This window comes from Anaerolineae bacterium, assembly GCA_011176535.1.
GTDB lineage: Bacteria > Chloroflexota > Anaerolineae > Anaerolineales > DRMV01 > DUEP01.
Map to the genome: position 1 here is coordinate 1 of DUEP01000016.1, position 21227 is coordinate 21227.

Below are 21227 nucleotides of genomic sequence, written 5' to 3' on the forward strand. Positions count from 1 at the left end.
ACGGGCGAGACCTACACCGTGGAGGACCTGCTCACCGTGGGCAAGCGGGCCTGGAACCTGAAGCGGCTGCTCAACCTGCGGCTGGGCCACACACCCGCCGACGACCGGCTGCCCAAGCCGCTACTGGAGCCCTACGCCGACGGCGGCGCGGCCGGGTATCGCATCCCCTTCGCCGAGATGCTGGCCGCCTACTACCAGGTCCGCGGCTGGGACCCCGCCACCGGCGCGCCCACGGCGGAAACCCTCAAACGGCTGGGGCTGGACACCCTCTCCTGAGGCCCGCTTCCCTGGGCCTTCAAATGCGAAAACCTTCAGCCCGAGGTGGGCGGCCCGCTCCGTTGGTATAATGCCCCCATGGGCCACGGCCACCAAGCGACGCTTTTCGTCACCGGCGGGACGGGTTTCTTAGGGCAGGCCCTATTGCCCGCTCTGGCCGCGGCCGGGTATGCCGTGCACGCCCTGGTGCGTCCCGGCAGCCTGGCGCGTCTTCCCCAGAGCGCGGGCCTGACGCCTCAGCCGGGCGACCTGCTTCACCCGGCCACTTATGCCTCGGCCCTCCAGGGCTGCGCGGCGGTGGTGCACGCCGCCGGCCTGTTTCGTTTCTGGGGGCCGGCCCACGCTTTTGACCGGTTGAACCGGGTGGGCACCCAACGGCTGGCCGAGGCGGCAGTGCGGGCCGGTGTGCGCCGCTTCGTGTTCGTCTCCACCCTGGCGGTCATCGGCCGCCCCCTTGCGCAAGGCGTCGTCACCGAAGCCACCCCGCCCCGCCCCCGCGAGCCTTACCAGCACAGCAAGTACGCCGCCGAACGGGCGTTGCGCCGCATCGCGGCCCGCAGCGGCATGGAGGTGGTCATCCTCCGACCGGGCGGCTTTTACGGCCCTGGGGGCACTTACGGGCTGAACCGCTTGCTGGTGCTCGATCCCCTGCGGGGGGTGCGCCTCCAGGTGGGTCTGGGCCGACGGCACATCTTCCCGCCGGTGTATGTGCCCGATGTGGTGCAGGGCATCCTGGCCGCCCTGGAACGGGGGCGGGCGGGAGAGGTGTACCACCTGCACGACGATCCGCCTACCCTGCGCGAGGTGAACTGGCTGGTAGGCCGCCTGGCCGGTATCGGCGCCTGGCGCCTCCCCGCGCCGCGACTGGGGCTGCTCGCCCTGGCCGCGGTTCTGGAGGCGTGGGCGCGGCTCAACCACCGCGAGCCGTTCTACCCCCTCAACCTGCGCCACTATGTGTTCCCCGACTGGCGGGCCAGCAACGCCAAAGCCCGGCGCGAACTGGGGTTCCACCCCACACCGCTAGCCGAGGGACTGAGGGCTGCCGTAGCCTGGGCCAGAGCGTACCTGCGCGGGGCGCCCGCTCCTGCCACCTCATCCGATGCCCTTGCGGGGCATCCATGGCCCAGGCCTGGCCCAGGAGGGCCCCATGGCCGCTGACTGGTTGGAGTTCCTTTTCTTTTTCGCCGCCGCCATCTGGGTCTCCCGCGCCCTTTGGAGGGAATTCGACCTGGCCCCAAACGGCTTTCCGAGGAGGGGCAGGTCCCTGATCCTCTCCTTGCAGGAATGGTCCCGCCGGGCGCAGAAACAGGTATAATGCCCCCGACACCTCTACTCCTTCCCCCAGGGAGGCTCATGATGCAAGTGATCGTGGCGTCCACCAACCCTGTGAAACAGGAAGCCGTGCGGCGCGCCTTTGCCCGCATGTTCCCCCAGGAAACCTGGGAAGTCGCAGGGATTGCCGTGCCTTCGGGCGTCGGTGAACAGCCCCTGAGCGACGCCGAAACCCTGCGCGGCGCCCTCAACCGCGCACGGGCCGCCCGTGAGGCCCGACCCCAAGCCGCGTATTGGGTGGGCATTGAAGGCGGCGTCCAGCCCGACGGCGACGACCTGCTCTCCTTCGCCTGGGTCGCGGTGCTCGACCGCCAGGGCCGCCTGGGCCGCGCGCGCAGCGGCACCTTCCTGCTGCCCCCGGTGGTGGCCCGGCTGGTACGCCAGGGCTACGAACTGGGCCAAGCCGACGATGTGGTCTGCGGCGAGGAGAACAGCAAGCAAAAGATGGGTGCCGTGGGCCTGCTCAGCGGCGGCGTGATCGACCGCACTGCGTTGTACGAACACGCCATCGTGCTGGCCCTGTTGCCCTTCAAGCACCCGGTCTTTCGCCATACCTCTTCACCCTCTCCCACGGCGGGCAGGCCATGAGGGCGCACAGGACCAGGCAGCGTCTCGCTGCGCTCAGCCGGGCCTTCGTCTCCCACCCGTTGTGGCGGCAGCCCTGGGTGGTGGCCCTGCTGGCCCTGATCGCGGCCTCGGCCGGGCTGTACCTGCTCTGGTGGGCCACGGCCATCTGGGGCCCCATGGCCAACTCCGACGGGCTGACCTATTTGGTCACCGCCCGCATGATCCACCGTGGTCTGGGCTACGGCTACCCGCGATTTGGCGGCGGCATCAAGCCCGTGACCCACTTCCCGCCGGGCTACCCCTGGGCCATCAGCCTGCTCATGTCCCTGACCCACGGCGACGAGGCCCGGGCCGCCTTGCTGCTCAACGCCCTCTCCCTGACCGCGCTGATCCTCCTCGCCGCCGGAGAACTCTACCAGGCTACGAAACACGCCTTCCCCGCGGCCGGGCTAGCCGCCTGGCTGGCCGTGGCCTTCCCCATGGCCTACCTCTACGGCTTCGTGTTCTCCGAGACCCTTTTCCTCCCCGTCGTGTTCCTGACAACCTGGGCTTTGCGCCGCTGGCAAGAGAACCCCACCCCCTCACGCGCCCTGGTGACCGGCCTGATGGCTGGGCTGGCCGCCTACATCCGTTGGATCGGCCTGCTCCTCCCCGCCTGGATCGTGTTGGACACTCTGCTCTTCTGGCGACGCCGACGCCCCCGGGGCTGGTGGTACCAACTCACCCTGGCCGCCGCCGGTGCCATCCTCCCTACGGGAGTGTTGCTGCTGGTCAACCATGTTCGGGGAGGCGCCGCCACCAACCGCCAGCTCCTCTGGCATCCCCCCACCCGCGAAAAATGGCAGCAGGCCCTGCACACCTTCTGGGCCTGGGCCGACCCCCTCACCCAGCGCATCGCCGAACACGACCCCCGGCTCACCCTGGCCCTCTACGCCCTCTGTCTGAGCGCCTTGACCCTGGCCGTTCTGGCGGCCTTCCGCGGCAGGATGCCCCAACCTCAACGCGACCTGCTACGACGCTGGGGCCTTTTCGCCCTCCTTTACTTTGCCGGTGTCGTGGCTGCCATCGCCCTGGTGGACGCCTCCACGCCGATGGATGCCCGCATCCTGGCCCCTCTGTTTCCCGCCCTCTCGCTGCTCTTTGCCCTCTCCCTCTGGTGGCTGGTGCGCCAACGCTCGATCGCCACGGTGTTGCTCACGGCGGTATGGGTGGGCCTGCTTTTCTTCAACCCGAAGTACGCCAAGCAGCATCTCACCGATTACCATTACTACGGCTTCCAACTGCGCGCCAAACGCTGGCAAAAAGCCCCCATCTGGGACGCTGTGCGCGCCCTACCCCCTGAGGTCCAGATCTTCACCAACGAATACCAGGAAACCCTTTACTACGCCGACCGGCCGGCGTCGGTGTTGCAGTTCCCCCTCATCCGCGACGGCAAAGCCTATCTCTTCGACCCCGTGACCCTGGAAACCCGGGAACTTTCTTATCATTCCCTGCAGGAATGGGCGCGCGACCTGCGCCAGCGATACGCCGGGCAATGCGTGGCTGTGGTCTATGTGGCTATCCAGGAGGAAGAAAACCGCTACCGCTCCCTACGGGAGGCCCTGCTACCCGTCTTCACCCCAGTGTACGAAGACGCCAGCGGCATCATCTTCGCCCCACCAGGGATGGAGGACTGCCTGCGGCCAAAAAACTCCCCATCGCCCCCGTAAGGAGATGGCCCTGTGTCCCCTCTTCCCTCCCGATGGTGGTAAACTAAAGCCTTGAAGGTTGCTTTGAACACGTGTGCAATCCTTCTCTTACCTTTAGGAGGTCAAACGATGAGCGACAAGAAATGGGTCTACCTCTTCTCCGAAGTGGATCAGGCCGAAGCCTATGTGGGCGGCAGTTGGGATGCCGTGCGGGGCCTGTTGGGCGGCAAAGGGGCCAACCTGGCCGAGATGACCCGCATCGGCGTGCCCGTTCCTCCGGGATTCACCATCACCACCGAAGCGTGCAACGCCTACTACGAGAGCGGCGGCAAGTTTCCTGAAGGCATGTGGGAGCAGACTCTCGCGGCCCTGAAGAAAGTAGAAGAGCAAACCGGGAAAAAGTTCGGCGACCCCAAGAATCCTTTGCTGGTCTCCGTGCGCTCGGGTGCCAAGTTCTCCATGCCCGGCATGATGGATACCGTGCTCAATGTGGGTCTCAACGACAAGACAGCCAAAGGCATGGTGGAACTCACCCAAAACGAACGCTTCGTGTACGACGCTTACCGCCGGCTGATTCAGATGTATGGCTCGGTGGTGCTGGATATCCCAGACGAGGCCTTTGAAGAGGTCCTGGAAGCGATGAAACGGGAGCGGGGCGTGGAAGAGGACACCGACCTCACCGCCGAGGATTTGAAGGAGTTGGTGGAACGCTTCAAGAAGGTGGTGAAGGAACACAAGGGCTTCGACTTTCCCCAGGATCCCATGGAGCAGTTGAGGCTGGCCATCGAGGCCGTGTTCCGCTCCTGGAACAGCAAACGGGCCATGGATTACCGCAACGCGGCGGGCATCCCCCATGACTTGGGCACCGCCGTCAACATCGTCACCATGGTGTTCGGCAACATGGGCTGGGACAGCGGCACCGGTGTAGCCTTCACCCGCAACCCCAGCACCGGCGAAAAGGAAATCTGGGGCGAGTATCTGCTCAACGCCCAGGGCGAGGATGTGGTCGCCGGGATCCGCACCCCTTCGCCCATCCAGAAGATGGCCGAGGAACTGCCCGAAGCCTACAAGCAATTCCTGGACATCGCGGAGAAACTGGAAAAGCACTACCGCGAGATGCAGGATGTGGAGTTCACCATCGAGCGGGGCAAGTTGTGGATGCTCCAGACCCGCAACGGCAAGCGCACGGCCAAGGCCGCGGTGAAAATCGCCGTGGATATGGTCAACGAGGGCCTGATTACCAAAGAAGAGGCCGTGACGCGCATCACGCCGGCGCAGGTGGACACCCTGCTGCACCCGCAATTCGACCTCGCCGAGGTGGAGAAAGCCCGCAAGGAGGGGCGTGTCATTGCCAAAGGCGTGAACGCCTCGCCCGGGGCCGCCGTGGGCAAGGTGTACTTCGACGCCGACACGGCCGAGAAGATGGCCAAGGAACACGGCGAAAAGGTCATCATGGTGCGGCCCTTCACCAAGCCCGACGATGTGCATGGCATGATCGCCTCCCAGGGCATTCTCACCAGTGAGGGCGGCGCCACCTCCCACGCGGCGGTGGTCGCACGGCAATTCGGCATCCCGGCCGTGGTGGGCGCCGGGGCCATCCGCATTGACCTGGAAAAGCGCCAGATGACCGTGGGCGACATCACCGTCCAGGAAGGCGACTGGATTTCCATCGATGGCTCCACGGGCGAGGTCTTCTTAGGACAGATGCCCACCATCGCCCCCTCGCTGGAAGAGCAAACCGAGTTGCTGACCCTGCTCGACTGGGGCGATGAAATCGCGGCCACGCCGGGCATCCGCCCGGCGCCCGAAGGCTGGCCCACCACGGGGTTGCAGGTGTGGGCCAACGCGGACTATCCGGAAGACGCTCGCCGCGCCCGTGCCTACGGGGCCAAGGGCATCGGCCTGGCCCGCACCGAGCACATGTTCTTCGAGCCGGAGCGCCTGCCCATCGTGCAACGCATGATTTTGGCCGAAAGCACCGAAGAACGCAAAGCCGCCCTGAACGAATTGCTGCCCTTCCAGCGCAGCGACTTCGAGGGCCTGTTCGAGGCCATGGACGGTTACCCGGTGATCATCCGCCTCATCGACCCGCCTTTGCACGAGTTCCTGCCCTCGCTGGAGAGCCTCATCGAAGAAGTGGCCACGATGAAGGCCAAGGGCGAAACGGAAGGGCTGGCCGAGAAAGAAGCCCTGCTGGCCAAGGTGCGCGCCCTGCACGAAAGCAACCCCATGATGGGCATGCGCGGCGTGCGCCTGAGCATCGTGATGCCCGAAATCGTGGAGATGCAGGTGCGGGCCATCTTCGAGGCGGCCTGCAATGTGAAAGCCCGCGGCGGCAGCCCCAAGCCTGAGGTGATGATCCCGCTGACCAGCCATGTGAACGAGTTGAAGCGCATCCAGCCCCGGCTGGAGGAAATCGCCAAGCAGGTGATGGAGGAGAAAGGCGTCACCGTGGAGTACAAATTCGGCACCATGATCGAGATCCCACGGGCGGCGCTGACCGCCAGGGAAATCGCCGAGGTAGCCCAGTTCTTCTCCTTCGGCACCAACGACCTCACCCAGATGACCTTCGGCTACAGCCGCGACGACGCCGAGCGCAACTTCCTCATCACCTACATCGAGGAAGGCATCCTGCCCGCGAACCCCTTCCAGACCGTGGACCGGGACGGCGTGGGGCGGCTGATGAAGATCGCCGTGGAAGAGGGTCGCGCCACGCGGCCCGAACTGGAAGTGGGTATCTGCGGCGAGCACGGCGGCGACCCGGCCACCATCGAGTTCTGCCACCTCATCGGACAGAACTATGTCAGTTGCTCGCCCTTCCGCGTGCCGGTGGCCCGCCTAGCCACCGCCCAGGCCGCGTTGAAGCACCGGCCCAAAGCGTAGTCGGCCCCAGCGAGCCCCTTTTTGGCCCGGAGGACAGTCCTCCGGGCCTTTTTCTATCCCTTCTTCTCTGACCCACGTTGTCTACATGCCTGTATCGCTGCTTGCTGGTTCCACTGGCCACGGATTTTCCTTCCTTCAGAGCCGGAAACGGCCTTAATTTCTGATAAAATGAAAAGGCACTCTTTTCATCGAGGTATCATCATGAGCCACTGGCCAGGCAAATTCATCATCGGACTGACCGGAAACATCGCCACGGGCAAAAGCGTGGTACGCAAGATGCTGGAACATCTGGGCGCCTACACCATCGACGCCGACATGCTGGCCCATCGGGCCATCGCCAAAGGCGCACCGGGCTACCAGCCCGTGATCGACACCTTTGGCAAATGGATTCTTGGCCCCAATGGGGAAATCGACCGCAAGAAACTGGCCGCCATTGTGTTCAGCGACCCCGAAGCGCTGCAACGGCTGGAAGCCATCGTCCACCCCCTGGTGGGCGAAGCCATCGACTGGTTGGCACGCCACAGCCCCCGCAAGGTTATCGTCATCGAAGCCATCAAACTGCTGGAAAGCGACCTCAAGGGCCTGTGCGACAGCGTCTGGGTGGTGGACGCCTCGCCCGAAACCCAACTGGCCCGCTTGATGCGCAAGCGCGGGATGAGCGAACGCGAGGCCCGCCGCCGCATCGCCGCCCAGCCCCCGCAACAGGCCAAAGTCGCCGCCGCCGATGTGGTCATCCACAACGACGGCTCTTTCGAAGACACCTGGAAACAGGTCGTCGCCGCCTGGCGCCGGGTGGTGGCCAGGGCGACGGGCACCGAGGCCCAAACCGGCCCCGTCACCGTGGCGACCTCGGCATCCTACCATGTGGAGCGCGGGGGGCCGCGTCAGGCGGAGGAAATCGCCCGCTTCATCAGCCAAGTCACCCGGGGGCAGCGCCAGCCCACCCGCACCGACATCCTGGCCGCTTTCGGGGAACAGGCCTACTTGCTGCTGCGCCGGGGAAAGCAACTGGTGGGCCTGGCCGGGTGGCAGGTGGAAAACCTGATTTCCCGCACTATCGAGTTCTATCTGGCCCCCGAAGTCGATCCCGAGCAAGGGATTCCCTTGATGGTGCAGGAGATCGAGCGCGGCTCCCAGGAATTGCAGTGCGAGGCTGCGCTGATCTTCCTGCTGCCCGCCATGCTCCAGGCCAATCCCAAGGTCTGGGAGCGCCTGGGCTATCAGGTGCGCCAGCCGCAGGACCTGGGCGTGCGCGCCTGGCAGGAGGCCGCCCGTGAATCCCAGCCACCGGGCACGGTGATGCTGTTCAAACAACTGCGCAAGGATCGGGTACTCCACCCCATCTGATGTGAGGCCCCATGCAAGCCCTTCTCGACAACCTCATCTTCGTCTTTCAACGGTTGACCTGGACCAGCGTGGTGGACATCCTGCTGGTCACTTTCATCTTCTTCGTGATCCTGGTCTGGCTGCGCGACACGCGGGCCATGGCCCTCATCAACGGCATTGTGTTCCTGCTGGTCATCAGCAGCCTGTTGACCAGCCTGATCAACCTCCCCGCCTTCACCTGGCTGGTGCGCACGGCCTCCCCCGCCCTGGTGCTGGCCATACCGGTCATCTTCGCCCCGGAGATCCGCAAAGCCCTGGAGCGACTGGGACGAGCGGGGACATGGTTCGTTCACGAGGCCACGCATACCCACGGCGTTCTTCCCGTTATCGTGGATGCCGCCGCCCGGCTGGCCGCCAAGCGCCACGGCGCCCTCATCGTGTTGCAACGCACAGTGGATCTGAGCGAATACACCGAAACGGGCGTCCCCCTGGACGCCAAAGTGACCACCGAACTCCTGTTGCAAATGTTTTATCCCAAGACCCCGCTGCATGACGGGGCCGTGATTATCCAGGATGGGCGCATCAAAGCCGCGGCCTGCGTGTTGCCTCTCTCCACCAGCGGCGTGCTCAACCGCACGCCAGACCACCAGATGGGGTTGCGGCACCGCGCGGCCCTGGGCATTACCGAGAGCACCGACGCCGTGGCCGTGGTCGTTTCGGAGGAAACCGGGGCCATCTCGGTGGCCGTGCGGGGACGCATCCTGCGCCGGCTCAGCCCGCAACGCCTGGAACAGGTGCTCCACACCCTCTTCCCGCCGCCGGAGGAAACCCACATCCATCAACGCCTGCGTCGCTGGTTCAAGCCTTCAGCCGCAGAACCCCCATCATCCCATCAGGACAAATCATGAGACTCGCCTGGCTGCTCTTTTTCTGGCACTGGTTCAAACGCCACCTCAACGCCCTGTTCACGGCACTCATCCTGGCCATCGCCGTGTGGGTTTCGGCCGTGCTCGACAGCGACCCGAACACCCAGGGATGGCTCCCCTACACCGTCCCGCTGGAAGTCCACAACCTGCCAGCGGACATGATCGTCACCAACGGGTTACCCCAGGCGGTGCGCCTGCGCGTGCGCGCCCCCCAATCCGTCTGGGAACGTCTGACCACCGAGCCCTCGCTGGTGGAAGCCGTGGCCGACCTCAAGGGCATCGACCATCCCGGCAATTACATCGTGAGCATCCAGCCCCTTGTTGAGGCCCGACCGGTGCAGATTCTGGAATACGACCCCCAGGAACTCACCCTCACCCTGGACTACCTAGCCTCCCGCACCCTCCCGGTCGAGGTGGAACAAAACGGCGAGGTGGCCCTGGGGTATTACACCAGCCGCCCCCTGGTTTCGCCTTCCCGGGTGACCCTGACCGGCCCGGCAAGCGAACTGGAGCAGGTGGCGAAAGTGATCGTTACCGTGGACCTCAACAACACCCGGGAGACCATCCGCCGCACCCTGCGCCCCCTCCCAGTGGACGCCGAGGGGCACCCGGTCACCGGGCTGACCATCGATCCTGAAACGGTGGCCCTGACCATCCCCGTGCGCCAGTTGGGCGGCTACCGCGATGTGGCTGTAAAAGTGGTGCTCAAAGGGCAGGTGGCTCAGGGGTACCGGATCACCAATGTAAGCGTTTCCCCACCTGTGGTCACGGTCTTTTCTCAGGATCCGGAACTGGTGCGTGCCCTGCCGGGTTATGTAGAAACCGAACCGCTGGACATCAGCGGAGCCACGGACGATCTGGATGCCTCGCTGAAAATCAACCTTCCTGAGGGGATCACGCTGGTGGGGCTAGAAAGTGTGCTGGTGCAGGTCAACATCGCCGCCATTGAGGGCAGCGTCACCTACACCGTGCCCATCGAGGCCATTGGCCTGCCCCTGGGCATGGAAGCGGTGATTCAGCCGTCCGAAATCGATGTCATCCTCTCGGGGCCGCTCCCGGTGTTGGACAAATTGAGCCAGACCTCGCTGCGGGCCACGGTGGACCTGAGCGACCTCCCCTTGGGCACGCACCAGGTGGAGCCCGTGGTCGAGGTTCTGGCCAAGCAGGTGACGGTGGACGCCATCAACCCCACCACGGTGGAGGTGACCATCCAGCCCGCCCCCACCCCAACCCCAACCACCACCCCTTAGCCCTATCCGGCAGCAAGGAGTGCCCTTATGGCAAAAGCGCGACCAGTTGTGGCCCTGGTGGGCCGGCCGAATGTGGGTAAGAGCACCCTATTCAACCGCCTGGTCGGCACCCGTCTGGCCGTGGTGGACGACACGCCGGGCACCACCCGTGACCGGCTGATCGCCGAGGCCGAATGGACCGGCGTGGTCTTCGATGTGGTAGACACCGGGGGCATCGACCCCACCGCCGGGCAGCGGGGCAAATCGCCGCTCTCCGTCGGTTCGGCGGCGTTCATTGAAGAGATTCGCCGACAGGCCGAGGCCGCCATCCGCGAAGCTGACGCCGTGATCTTCCTGGTCGATGTGGAAAGTGGCGTTACCCCGGCCGACCGCGAAGTGGCGGCCATCCTGCGGCAGTTTCAACAAGAGCGCGAGGGGAAGCCCTGGCCACCGGTGCTGTTGGCCGTGAACAAGGTCGACTCCCAGCAACGGGCCGAGAACCTCTACGAGTTTTACGAACTGGGCATCGGCGACCCCCACCCCATTTCGGCCCTCCACGGGCGCGGCGTCGGCGACCTGCTGGACGCCCTGGTGGCCGTGCTTCCCCGCGCCCCACGAGAGACGGAAGGGGACGAACAGGAGGAAGAGGCGCCCAAAATCGCTATCGTGGGACGACCCAATGTGGGCAAATCCAGCCTGCTCAACCGCCTGCTGGGCCAGGAACGCGTCATCGTGAGCCCCATCCCGGGGACCACGCGCGACCCTGTGGACACCCGTATCACCTACTACGGCAAGCCGGTCATTCTCATCGACACGGCGGGGATTCGCCGTCGGGGGCGCATCGACCCGGGGGTGGAGAAATACTCGGTCATCCGCACCCTGCGCGCCATCCGCCGGGCCGATGTCGCCGTCCTGCTCATCGACGCCGTGGAAGGGCTAACCGCGCAGGACGCCCACATCGCCGGCTTTGTGCTCGACGCCTGGAAGCCCGTGGTGCTGGCGGTCAACAAGTGGGACGCCATCAAAAAAGACACCTACACGATGAACGAATACACCGCCCGCATCCGCAGCGAACTGGATTTCCTCAGTTACGCGCCGTTGCTCTTCATTTCGGCGAAGACCGGCCAGCGGGTGCACCAGGTTTTGCCCACCGCCCTTCAGGTCTACGAAAACAGCCTCATCCGCATCCCCACCTCGCGACTGAACCGGATCATCCAGGACGCCATCGCCTATCATCCACCGCCCTCCCGCAGCGGCAAAGCGCTGAAAATCTACTTCGCCGTCCAGGTGGGGGTGGCCCCGCCAACTTTCGTGCTGCATGTCAACGACCCCAAACTGATACACTTCACCTACCTGCGCTATCTGGAGAACCGCCTACGCGAGGCACAGGATTTCACCGGAACCCCCTTGCGCCTGTTGCTGCGTAAACGGGAGCACTGACCCTGGCTTTGGAGACCCCTATGGACAACAACATGCTGGCATCTCTCATCCAACAAGTCACCCAACGCGTGCTGGCCGCGCTGGAAAAACAACCTGCATGGGATTGGAGGATCGAGGAAGACCAGGTCGAGGCGGTACGCGTTCGCACCGTCCTTACCCCCCAGGGAGGCGTACTAACCGCCCATCGCGCCTCCTCGTCCTCCCGCTCCGCCCCACCCGCAGGGCCGCTCACCCCCGAAAGGTTGGCCGCCCTCATCGACCATACGCTGCTCAAACCCGAGGCCACCCCGCAGCAAATCGCCCAACTGTGCGCCGAGGCCCGCGAACATCGCTTTGCCGCCGTATGCGTCAACCCCGTCTATGTGCCTCTGGCCGCCGATTTGCTGGCCAGCAGCGAGATCGAGGTGGCGACTGTGGTAGGATTCCCCCTGGGCGCCACCCCCACCGCGGTCAAAGTCTTCGAGACCCTGCAGGCTATCCAGGACGGCGCCACCGAGATCGACATGGTGCTGCCCATCGGCCTGCTCAAAGCGGGCCGATACGACAAAGTGGCCCAGGACATCAACACAGTCGCCCAGGCCGCCCACGCCGCCGGGGCCATCGTGAAAGTGATCCTTGAGACCGCTTTGCTCACCGACGAAGAGAAAATCGCCGCCTGCCTGCTGAGCAAACACGCTGGCGCCGATTTCGTCAAAACCTCCACCGGGTTTGGCCCCGGCGGGGCCACGGTGGAGGATATCGTCCTCATGCGCCGGGTCGTCGACCCACATCTGGGGGTCAAAGCGGCGGGGGGCATCCGCACCTTTGCCCAGGCCAAAGCCATGGTGGAGGCCGGGGCCAACCGCCTGGGCGCCAGCGCCGGTGTGCGCCTGGTCGCCGAGGCCCACAAGGTCCTGAACGAATGAGCATCTCCCACCCGCTCGCCCCTTTCTCCAAGGAGCCCTTATGCGTCTCCGTCCCCTGAGTGGGTTCCTCCTACTCCTCGCCTTCCTGAGCCTGGGGGTGCCCCCTGCGGCGGCTCAATCCCCGCCCATCAGCGCCCAGGGGGCCGTCCTTTGCCCTCCGGTGGCGCCCCTGGACCGGCCCCTCAACTGCGCGCCGCTGGGCGCCGCCGCCTATGTGGATCAATGGGGCGCTCAGGGGGTCACCTTCCCGCTGACCCCGCCGCCAGCCATCCCCATTGCGCCGGACTGGCTTTCGCCCCCCCCTGACAGCCTGCCATACTACGCCTATGTGCAGGCCGACAAAGCCCGCATGTATCGGCGGACCAGCGATGGGCTGGATACCGAACGGCCAGCGAAAACCTATCCTCCCGGTCTGGTGTATGTTTCCTACGACTGGGTGACCTACAGCGGGCACCAGCGCATCTACCGCGTGGCCCCCGAGGCCAACTTGTGGATGCAGGGGAAGGACCTGCTCCCCGTGACCCCTTCCGCCTTTCGCGGCGTGCAACTGACCGCCCCGCCACCGCGCCCCTTCGGCTGGAGCGTCGCCAACCGTGTTCAACCTCGCAAAGCCCCGGGGCTGGGTCAGGAAACCTGGCCTTACCTCTTGAAACGCTACACCCTCGTACAGGTGTACGACCAGCGCGAAGCCGATGAGCTGACCTGGTACATGATCGGCCCCAACCTATGGGTGGAACAACGCTGGGTTGGGCTGGTGTTCCCCCGCGAAGAGCCCCCCGAAGGCGTCACCACTTCGCGGTGGATTGAAATCAACCTTTTCGAGCAAACGCTGGCCGCCTACGAGGGCAACCGCCTGGTCTTCGCCACCCTGGTCTCCACCGGCTCGCCCCCCTTCTGGACCCGACCGGGGCTGTTCGCCATTTACGAAAAACACGCCACGACCGACATGCGCGGCTCGTTTATGAGCGACCGCTCCGATTACTACATGCTGGAAGATGTGCCCTGGACCATGTACTTCGACGAAGCCCGGGCCCTCCATGGCGCATACTGGCATGATGTGTTCGGCTACCCCACTTCCCACGGTTGCGTGAACCTCACCATCGCCGACGCCCACTGGCTCTTCGAATGGGCCCAACTCGGCGATCAGGTTTATGTGTGGGACCCCTCGGGAAAGACCCCCACCGATCCGAGCCTCTACGGCTCAGGGGGATTCTGACCCGCGCGGTGACCGGACCGGGGCCATGGACGCATGGCCCCGGTGTTCATTCTCCGGCCAGCAAACGAAACGAGCGCCGATGAATGGGGGAAGGCCCTAAGCGACGCAAGGCCGCTCGATGCGCCGCCGTGCCATAGCCTTTGTGCTGGGCGAACCCGTAACCCGGATAGCGCGCCTCCAGCGCCTCCATCAGCGCATCGCGGGAGGTCTTGGCCAGCACCGAGGCCGCCGCAATACTGAGCACCAGGGCATCGCCCTTGGGCATCGCCGTTTGGGGGAGTTCGACTTCGGGGAGCAACAAATGGTCGAGCAACAGATACTCGGGGGGCACGGTCAGTTGGCGCAACGCCCGGCGCACAGCCAGGCGCGTGGCAGGCAAAATCCCCCAGCGGTCGATCTCCCTGGCCGAAGCAAACCCGACCGCCCAGGCGAGGGCGATCCGGCGCACTAAAGTGGCCGCGGCCTGCCGCCGAGACGAGGACAACTGCTTGGAATCCATCACCCCGTCCAGCGCGTCTGGCTCGATGTCGGGGGGCAAAATCACCACCGCCGCCGCCACCGGCCCGGCCAGGGCGCCACGCCCGGCCTCGTCCACCCCGGCCACATGGCGCAGTCCCCCCTGCCACAAAGCCCCCTCCAGACGAAGATCAGGTTTACGGCGGGTCATACCGTCCCTGCCAGGCATTCCAGCGGATGGTCAACAGGTCCCACGCCATACGCAAGGAATCCTGCACCAGATGAACCCGGCTATCGGGGTTGAAGTACCACGGGATGGGCACTTCCACGATGCGATACCCCCGCCGCCGGGCGATGAACAGCACCTCCACATCGAAGGACATGCCCATCAGGGTCTGATAGCGAAACACATCTTCGGCCACCTCGGCGCGAAAGCATTTGAACCCACATTGCGTATCCTGCAAGCCCGGCAGCGCCAGCAAGCGCACCATCCAGTTGAACCCCCGGCCAAGCAGATGGCGATAAGCCGGCTCGTGGTAACGCACCGCTCCCGGCGCTTCCCGCGAAGCGATGGCGATATCGAAATCCGTCAATTGGGGCGGCAGGAACCGCGGCAACTCCTCGATAGGCATGGAGAGATCCGCATCGGCCATAAAGCGAAAACAGCCCCGCGCCGCCAGCATGCCGCGCCGCACAGCCAACCCTTTGCCCCGTGCCTCTTCTCGCAGCGCACGGACAAGCGGAGAGCGCCGGGCGTATCGCTGCGCGATGGCCCAGGTATCGTCCTGGCTGCCGTTTTCCACCACCAGCACCTCAGCCGCGTAAGGTTGGGTGTGTAAAAAAGCCAGTACCTTGTCCAAGGTACCGGGCAGGCGATGGGCCTCGTTGTGCGCAGGGATGACTATGGAAAGAAAAATCTCAGAACGCAACAGGAACCTTCTCCCAGGTCATGGAGCGCTGGTGAGCACGATGAGGATGATGAAACCCACCAGGATGAGGATGTCCATCCAGGCCAGCACGCCCAGGATCAGCCACTGTTTCGGCGTAAAGTTGAGGTAGCGTTGCCACTGAGGCGGGATCAGAACGCGTCGAGCGGCAGCCCCCGGCTGACCGGCCTTCTTCACGCCCGCCTGCGGCTGTTCCGCCTTCTGGCGCAGGGGAGAAGGGGCCAGGAGTTCGACAATTTGCTCCACCTCGTCGGCCGATAAAGCCGAGCGCAAACGGACCACCTCCCGGGCGAAATGCTCCAACCCATCGGCCTGTACCACCCGCACCGAGGGGCGAATGGCATCCACCAGTGTACCGGGGTCAGTGGCGATCAACACCGGCTGCACCTCGATGGCCGTCCCGGCCTTGGCGCTCAAATGCTCCTCCAGCGCGCGGGCCAAAGCCATCGTGTGCCGCACCAGGTTGAGCTTCAAAGGGCGGAACCGGCGGCTACGGGTATCGATCTCCTCCCAGATATCCTCGCGCACGCGAAAGGTCCCCTTCTGGGGCGTCACATAGAGGAGGAACACTCCAGTGGGGCCCACGATAACAGGGGGCAGGGGCACTTTGAGGTCCGGGATGCGCACATTGCGCAGCAGCACAAACCGTCCGTCCAGGTGCTGGTTGAAAGGGCGCAGCAAGACTTCCTGAGCCCGGTATTCTTTATACCAGCCCCAGCCGTAACGGAAAATGGCCTGGAGAATCTTCCAGTAATCCGGCTTGCGCGTTTTGGGATTGATAAAAGAGAGACGATTACGGTGGCGCATCGTGGCCCTCCCGGAGGGGATAAGGTTATTATACGCGAAAAACGCGCGGTAGATGCCCTCTCGGCAGTCCCTGATGATATACTTGCAGAGAGGAACCCCTCGCGACGGAGGAGGATATGCGCGTGTTACTGCAAAGGGTCTGCTGGGCCCGCGTCACCGTGGCAGGTCATCCCATCGCGGAGATTGGGCCGGGGGTATTGCTTTTGGTCGGGGTCACCCACGGTGACGGGGAGGAACAGGTGGACTACCTGGCCCGGAAGATCGCCCACCTGCGCATTTTCGAAGACGAGGCCGGCAAAATGAACCTCTCCCTTCTGGATGTCAAAGGAGCCGCCCTGGTGGTCTCCCAATTCACCCTCTATGCGGACACCCGCAAAGGCCGCCGTCCCGCTTTCGTCGCTGCCGCCCCGCCAGAGGTAGCCGCCCCCCTAGTCGAGGCCTTTGCCCGTCGGCTGCAGGACCTCGGGGTGCCGGTGCAAACTGGTCAGTTCGGCGCCCACATGGATGTGGAACTCTGCAACGATGGGCCGGTGACCATCTGGTTGGAACGGTAACCCTTCCCGGCGGCTGTGCGCCGCTGGGTTCATTTTTTTTCTTCGGAGGATGCTCATGCCCGCCAAACGACGCCTCAAAGCGGAAGACCTTTACCGCTTCCAACTCATCAAAGACTTACGCATCTCCCCCGATGGTCAATGGGTGGTGTATATGATGGAACGGGTGGACGCCAAACAGGAGAAAAAATACACCAACCTGTGGCTGGCGTCCACCGATGGACGGCGTGCGCCCCAACCCTTCACCACCGGCGACCACAACGACACCATGCCCCGCTGGTCCCCCAACGGCAAGATCATCGCCTTCATCTCCAACCGTCACGATGAAAAACAGCCGCAAATCTACCTCATTCCCCTGGACGGCGGCGAAGCGCGTCAACTGACCAGGGACCTGAAAGGGCAGTTCGGCGCCCTGGAATGGTCCCCCGACGGCAAGCAACTGCTTATTCAGTTTCGTCAGACCGACCCCGAGGTGTTGGAGCGGGAAAAGGACGAAACCAGGAAGAAACGGGGGGTGGTGGACCGCCCCATCACCCGACTGCACTACAAACTCGACGGAGCCGGTTTCCTGCCCAAGGAACGCTGGCACCTCTGGCTGGTGGATGTGCGCTCGGGCAAAGCACGGCAACTCACCCAAGGCGAACAGTACGAGGAATGGGACCCGGCCTGGAGCCCCGACGGCCAGCACATTGTCTTCTGCTCCAACCGGCAACCCGACCCCGACCGCGATCCGGAAGCCATCGATCTCTACCTCATCCCCGCCCAGGGTGGGGAAATGCAACGCCTGCCAGCTCCTGTGGGGCAGAAGAGCATGCCGCGCTTTTCGCCCGATGGGCGCTGGATCGCCTACTACGGCACCGAGGGGCGCGGCGCCTGGTGGCGGAACACGGGGCTCTGGGTGCTCCCCGCGGAAGGCGATGGCCCGGCGCAGAACCTCACGGCACCCTTTGACCTCCACGCCGCGGTGGATGTGATCAACGACCTGATCGGCGCCGCCTTCACGCCCCCACCCCAGTGGTCACCCGATGGGCAATGGCTTTATTTTCCCGTCTCTCGCCATGGGCGCAGCGAGTTGCGCCGCATCCATCCCGCCGGCAGCGGCATGGAAACCCTGATCGCCCGCGACGGCGTGGTGGGCGCTTTTGACCTTAGCGCCGACGGCCAGCACTTGGTCTACTTCTTCGGCACGCTGACGGATCCTGGTCAGGTATGGTCGTGGAACCGCCAAACCAACCGGCATCGACCACTCACCCGTCTCAACGCCTGGCTCAAACGGGTGAACCTGGGCCAGACGCAGGAAGTATGGTTCACCGCCGAAGACGGGTACCGCCTCCAGGGGTGGATTTTGACCCCGCCCGACTTCGACCCTCAAAAACGCTACCCCACCATCGTGGAGATTCACGGCGGCCCCATCACCCAGTACGGCTTCCTGATGATGCACGAGTTTTACTATCTGGCCGCCCAGGGATATGTGGTCGCCTTCAGCAACCCCCGGGGAGGCAGAGGGTACGGCGAAACCCATGCCCGGGCTATTGTGGGCGACTGGGGCAACCGCGACTACGCCGACCTGATGGCCTTTGCCGATTTCGTGCAAAGCCAGCCTTATGTGGAAGCCGAACGTATGGGCGTGACCGGGGGCAGTTACGGCGGCTACATGACTTTATGGATCGTGGGGCACACCCACCGCTTCCGCGCGGCCGTGGCGCAACGCTCGGTGAGCAATCTGGTCAACTTTTGGGGCAGCAGCGACATGAACTGGCTGACCGAGCACCTCATCGGGATTCCTAAACCGCCCTGGGAAGCGCTGGAAGACTACTGGCGCGTCTCGCCCCTGGCCTACCTGCATCAGGCCAAGACGCCCACATTGATCATCCACAGCGAAAACGACCTGCGTTGCCCGGTGGACCAGGGCGAACAGGCCTATGTGGCCCTCAAATACACCGGGGTGGACACCGAACTGGTGCTCTTCCCCGAGGAGTCCCACGGCCTCTCACGCGGCGGACGCACCGACCGACGCATCGCGCGCTTGAAACACATCCTCCGGTGGATGGACCGCTATCTGAAGGGGTAGCCTGTTTGTCCGTATCCAGACCTCCGGAGGAGTTTCCCGGGCTTGTTCAAAAAGTCTAACCTTGTTCCGGCGGGGATAGGTCCATCCCCGCCCCTCCATTTCCCCTCTTCTCCCCGCAACGCGGGGGGAAGAGGGGAGAAAGTGGAGTATAATCGGGGGCGGCAAATATCCCACGGCGGGCGGCGTTCCACCGCCCGTCGGTTCTTACTCCCATGCAAGGAAGGTTAGTGTGGCCGTCGCTCCCCTCTCTCCCGCGTCTCTCGACGAAACCCCGCTGGAACTTCCCGAAGACCAAACCCCTCCTCCTCCTCCGGCCCGGGGCGCCTCCTGTCTGCGCCTTATCTGGGAGGTGGTGGAAACCCTCCTCCTGGCGCTGGCTTTATACCTGGGCCTGAATTACCTGACGGCCCGGGTGCAGGTTCACGGCCAGAGCATGTACCCCACCTTCAAGGGCGGGGAATATGTCCTGGTGTACCGCCAGGCCTACCATTGGGGACAACCGCACCGGGGCGACATCGTGGTGTTCCATCCCGACTCCATGCGCCGCGAAGATTACATCAAACGCATCATCGGCCTGCCCGGCGATACGGTGCGCATCCACAACGGGGTGGTTTACATCAACGGGCATCCCATCGAAGAGCCTTACATCAGCGAACCCCCGCGTTACGAAGGCCAGTGGAAAGTCCCCGAGGGGTACATTTTCGTGCTGGGCGATAACCGGAACAACTCGCGCGACTCCCATGTGATGGGCCCCGTGCCTCTCAGCACCGTGGTAGGCAAAGCGGTGTTCGTTTACTGGCCCTGGCAATCTTTGGGTAAAATAGAAACACCCCCTCTGATGCCGTCTTCGAGTGCGACCGGGAGTGTGCGGTGATGAACCAGGAGTCCACTTATCCCTGTCCCCGCTGCCAGGCCGGGGTGCTGCACCTGCGCTATGTGACCTACTACACCCATCTGGGCGACGACCTGCTCACCGTGCCCAACTTCCCTGCCTGGCAATGCGATGTGTGCGGGTATCTGGAATACGACCCCAAGGCGCTGAACTTTCTGCATGTGTTGCTCTCGGCGCCGCTGCAGCACGAGCCCGTCCAGCGGCGCGGAGAGGCCTCCCGCTCGCCACGCCACCCCTCTTAAGCCGGATTGCCTGCCCCCTGAGGAGGATCTGTGAGCCCCACGGAAATCCTGATCCCCCTGGAAGTCTTCACCGCCACGCACCGGGTGGCAGGCAAAGTGCGCATTCGCCCCACCGGCCTCTGGGCCGTGATCCACGACCATACCACGGACTACCTGGAGGTGCTCGACGCCAGACTGGCCAGTCTGGTGCGCCCGCGAACCCTCCTGGCCGCCTACCATTCGCTGTCCATCGCTAAGGTGGGCATCCACGCCGTGGCCGTCAAGCAACCGAACCACTTAGGCCCATCCGTGCCCCTACGCAGCACGGGCAACCGGCGGCCGTACGAGGTCTGGGGCGCCACCCAGGTTTTTGAAGTCCAGGGCACCTTTTTCTGGAGCGGGGCCTTCTCTTCTGCAGCCGTTCTGGCCGACTACAAGGACACCTTTCTCCCCTTGCTGAACGCCCAACTGCACACCATCGTCTTCCCCACCCTCAAAATCCAGGCCCCCGCCATGTTGGTCAACCGCAACAAACTGGACCTGTTCACCCCGCTGAGCGCGCGCATTGCGCCAGCCAGGCCCTCTCAGGCGCAACAAGCGGAGTAAGGCCGCCTCACCTGGGAGCCATCCTACGCCTCAACAGGCCACAAGGACCGGATGCCATGACCTTCGATTCTCACGAATGGGTGTTGCGACGCGAAATGATCCGCGTCGCCCACCGCCTGGCCGCCCAGGGGTTCTTCCCCGGCACTTCGGGTAACCTCTCAGCCCGCCTTTCCACCGGGCGGGTGCTCATCACCCCTTCAGGGATCCCCAAAAGCCGCCTGCAGCCCGAAGAACTGCTCATCGTCCATCTGGACGGGGAAGTGGAACAGGGAATGCGCGGGCTGCGGCCCACCACCGAAACCCCCATGCACCTGGAAGTGTATCGTCAGCGGCCCGAAGTCGCCGCAGTGGTGCACGCCCACCCGGCCGCCGCCGTGGCGCTCACCCTGGCCGAGGTTTCTCTAGAAGAACCGACCCTGCCCGAGGTGCTGCTCCTCTTAGGCCCGGTACCCACCACGGCTTACGCCACGCCTTCCAGCGAAGAGAACCGCCTGGCCATCGCCGACCTCATCCGCGACCACGATGTGCTCCTCCTCGCCCGCCACGGCTCCCTCACCGTGGGTCGCAGCCTGGACGAGGCGGCCCAACGCCTGGAAGTCCTGGAACACGCGGCCCACACGCTGCTCTGGGCCCACATGCTCGGTGCGGTGGCCCCGCTGCCCGCCGAGGCCCTGAGCAAACTGGCGGCCGTTCGGCAGGCCTACCTTGACCAGGCGCCGCCAAAGGCTTGACCCATTTTCGCCCCTTTGGTAAAATCGGCGCGCCTGCCCCCATCGTCTAGCCTGGCCTAGGACACGGGCCTTTCAAGCCCGCGACACGGGTTCAAATCCCGTTGGGGGCACAGCGGACGGGTCGCCAGAAGCGGCCCGTCTTTCATTTGGGAGATGC

The 21227-nt window shown here is 64.5% G+C and carries 20 protein-coding genes and 1 tRNA gene; 18 read left to right on the forward strand and 3 right to left on the reverse strand.

Going from position 1 to position 21227, the window contains the following annotated elements; all coding sequences use genetic code 11:
• The 11 genes from G4O04_03190 to G4O04_03240 form a co-directional block, all read left to right on the forward strand.
• On the forward strand, positions 1-276 hold a 276-nt coding region (locus G4O04_03190), incomplete at its 5' end, for an aldehyde ferredoxin oxidoreductase (protein ID HEY57537.1).
• 78 nt (positions 277-354) lie between these two features.
• Positions 355-1434, forward strand: a complete 1080-nt coding sequence (locus tag G4O04_03195) for an NAD-dependent epimerase/dehydratase family protein (GenBank protein ID HEY57538.1) — start codon at positions 355-357, stop codon at positions 1432-1434.
• A 195-nt stretch (positions 1435-1629) separates the two neighbouring features.
• Positions 1630-2196 (forward strand): non-canonical purine NTP phosphatase, encoded by a 567-nt coding sequence (yjjX, locus tag G4O04_03200; GenBank protein ID HEY57539.1) that lies wholly within the window; start codon positions 1630-1632, stop codon positions 2194-2196.
• A complete protein-coding gene (locus G4O04_03205; GenBank protein ID HEY57540.1) occupies positions 2193-3884 on the forward strand; it encodes a hypothetical protein in 1692 nt (563 codons plus the stop codon). Before yjjX ends, G4O04_03205 begins: the two co-directional genes overlap by 4 nt.
• Positions 3885-3992: 108 nt before the next feature.
• Positions 3993-6746, forward strand: a complete 2754-nt coding sequence (locus tag G4O04_03210; GenBank protein ID HEY57541.1) for a pyruvate, phosphate dikinase — start codon at positions 3993-3995, stop codon at positions 6744-6746.
• Positions 6747-6947: 201 nt separating this feature from the next.
• A complete protein-coding gene (locus G4O04_03215) occupies positions 6948-8093 on the forward strand; it encodes a dephospho-CoA kinase (GenBank protein ID HEY57542.1) in 1146 nt (381 codons plus the stop codon).
• Positions 8094-8104: 11 nt separating this feature from the next.
• Positions 8105-8980, forward strand: coding sequence for a TIGR00159 family protein (locus G4O04_03220; GenBank protein HEY57543.1), 876 nt, complete (start codon positions 8105-8107; stop codon positions 8978-8980).
• Entirely contained in the window at positions 8977-10248 is a 1272-nt protein-coding gene (locus G4O04_03225; protein ID HEY57544.1) for a hypothetical protein, read from the forward strand. The genes G4O04_03220 and G4O04_03225 overlap by 4 nt, the downstream gene beginning before the upstream one ends.
• A gap of 27 nt (positions 10249-10275) precedes the next feature.
• Entirely contained in the window at positions 10276-11667 is a 1392-nt protein-coding gene (locus G4O04_03230; protein HEY57545.1) for a ribosome biogenesis GTPase Der, read from the forward strand.
• A gap of 32 nt (positions 11668-11699) precedes the next feature.
• On the forward strand, positions 11700-12572 hold the full coding sequence (deoC, locus tag G4O04_03235) for a deoxyribose-phosphate aldolase (GenBank protein HEY57546.1): 873 nt from the start codon (positions 11700-11702) through the stop codon (positions 12570-12572).
• A 40-nt stretch (positions 12573-12612) separates the two neighbouring features.
• Positions 12613-13788, forward strand: coding sequence for a L,D-transpeptidase (locus G4O04_03240; GenBank protein HEY57547.1), 1176 nt, complete (start codon positions 12613-12615; stop codon positions 13786-13788).
• A gap of 46 nt (positions 13789-13834) precedes the next feature.
• Here G4O04_03240 and G4O04_03245 read toward each other — a convergent pair whose 3' ends face one another.
• From G4O04_03245 to G4O04_03255, 3 genes are read right to left on the reverse strand one after another with little or no spacing between them, the layout of a single operon-like run.
• Positions 13835-14455 (reverse strand): ribonuclease HII, encoded by a 621-nt coding sequence (locus G4O04_03245; protein ID HEY57548.1) that lies wholly within the window; start codon positions 14453-14455, stop codon positions 13835-13837.
• A complete protein-coding gene (locus G4O04_03250; GenBank protein ID HEY57549.1) occupies positions 14442-15176 on the reverse strand; it encodes a glycosyltransferase family 2 protein in 735 nt (244 codons plus the stop codon). The genes G4O04_03245 and G4O04_03250 overlap by 14 nt, the downstream gene beginning before the upstream one ends.
• Before the next feature lie 15 nt (positions 15177-15191).
• Complete coding sequence (locus G4O04_03255; GenBank protein ID HEY57550.1) at positions 15192-15998, reverse strand: hypothetical protein; 807 nt, start codon at positions 15996-15998, stop codon at positions 15192-15194.
• 116 nt (positions 15999-16114) lie between these two features.
• Here G4O04_03255 and G4O04_03260 point away from each other — a divergent pair, with 116 nt between their 5' ends.
• The 7 genes from G4O04_03260 (at position 16115) to G4O04_03290 (ending at position 21180) form a co-directional block, all read left to right on the forward strand.
• Positions 16115-16552, forward strand: coding sequence for a D-tyrosyl-tRNA(Tyr) deacylase (locus G4O04_03260; GenBank protein ID HEY57551.1), 438 nt, complete (start codon positions 16115-16117; stop codon positions 16550-16552).
• Between the two features lie 55 nt (positions 16553-16607).
• Positions 16608-18620 (forward strand): S9 family peptidase, encoded by a 2013-nt coding sequence (locus tag G4O04_03265; protein ID HEY57552.1) that lies wholly within the window; start codon positions 16608-16610, stop codon positions 18618-18620.
• 229 nt (positions 18621-18849) lie between these two features.
• Complete coding sequence (gene lepB, locus G4O04_03270; protein HEY57553.1) at positions 18850-19494, forward strand: signal peptidase I; 645 nt, start codon at positions 18850-18852, stop codon at positions 19492-19494.
• Positions 19494-19754: a YgiT-type zinc finger protein gene (locus G4O04_03275; protein ID HEY57554.1), complete on the forward strand. Its 261-nt coding sequence runs from the start codon at positions 19494-19496 to the stop codon at positions 19752-19754. Before lepB ends, G4O04_03275 begins: the two co-directional genes overlap by 1 nt.
• A 30-nt stretch (positions 19755-19784) precedes the next feature.
• The gene (locus tag G4O04_03280; GenBank protein HEY57555.1) at positions 19785-20339 is read left to right on the forward strand and encodes a hypothetical protein; all 555 of its coding nucleotides are present in this window, start codon (positions 19785-19787) and stop codon (positions 20337-20339) included.
• A 56-nt stretch (positions 20340-20395) separates the two neighbouring features.
• Complete coding sequence (locus G4O04_03285; GenBank protein ID HEY57556.1) at positions 20396-21070, forward strand: class II aldolase/adducin family protein; 675 nt, start codon at positions 20396-20398, stop codon at positions 21068-21070.
• A 35-nt stretch (positions 21071-21105) separates the two neighbouring features.
• Positions 21106-21180, forward strand: a tRNA-Glu gene (locus G4O04_03290).
• Positions 21181-21227: the final 47 nt, after the last annotated feature.

Bases quoted from the DNA above. Each gene is read 5' to 3' on its own strand.
- G4O04_03195 (HEY57538.1), top strand. From the start codon at position 355: ATGGGCCACGGCCACCAAGCGACGCTTTTCGTCACCGGCGGGACGGGT.
- yjjX (HEY57539.1), top strand. From the start codon at position 1,630: ATGATGCAAGTGATCGTGGCGTCCACCAACCCTGTGAAACAGGAAGCC.
- G4O04_03205 (HEY57540.1), top strand. From the start codon at position 2,193: ATGAGGGCGCACAGGACCAGGCAGCGTCTCGCTGCGCTCAGCCGGGCC.
- G4O04_03210 (HEY57541.1), top strand. From the start codon at position 3,993: ATGAGCGACAAGAAATGGGTCTACCTCTTCTCCGAAGTGGATCAGGCC.
- G4O04_03215 (HEY57542.1), top strand. From the start codon at position 6,948: ATGAGCCACTGGCCAGGCAAATTCATCATCGGACTGACCGGAAACATC.
- G4O04_03220 (HEY57543.1), top strand. From the start codon at position 8,105: ATGCAAGCCCTTCTCGACAACCTCATCTTCGTCTTTCAACGGTTGACC.
- G4O04_03225 (HEY57544.1), top strand. From the start codon at position 8,977: ATGAGACTCGCCTGGCTGCTCTTTTTCTGGCACTGGTTCAAACGCCAC.
- G4O04_03230 (HEY57545.1), top strand. From the start codon at position 10,276: ATGGCAAAAGCGCGACCAGTTGTGGCCCTGGTGGGCCGGCCGAATGTG.
- deoC (HEY57546.1), top strand. From the start codon at position 11,700: ATGCTGGCATCTCTCATCCAACAAGTCACCCAACGCGTGCTGGCCGCG.
- G4O04_03240 (HEY57547.1), top strand. From the start codon at position 12,613: ATGCGTCTCCGTCCCCTGAGTGGGTTCCTCCTACTCCTCGCCTTCCTG.
- G4O04_03245 (HEY57548.1), bottom strand. From the start codon at position 14,455: ATGACCCGCCGTAAACCTGATCTTCGTCTGGAGGGGGCTTTGTGGCAG.
- G4O04_03255 (HEY57550.1), bottom strand. From the start codon at position 15,998: ATGCGCCACCGTAATCGTCTCTCTTTTATCAATCCCAAAACGCGCAAG.
- G4O04_03260 (HEY57551.1), top strand. From the start codon at position 16,115: ATGCGCGTGTTACTGCAAAGGGTCTGCTGGGCCCGCGTCACCGTGGCA.
- G4O04_03265 (HEY57552.1), top strand. From the start codon at position 16,608: ATGCCCGCCAAACGACGCCTCAAAGCGGAAGACCTTTACCGCTTCCAA.
- G4O04_03275 (HEY57554.1), top strand. From the start codon at position 19,494: ATGAACCAGGAGTCCACTTATCCCTGTCCCCGCTGCCAGGCCGGGGTG.
- G4O04_03285 (HEY57556.1), top strand. From the start codon at position 20,396: ATGACCTTCGATTCTCACGAATGGGTGTTGCGACGCGAAATGATCCGC.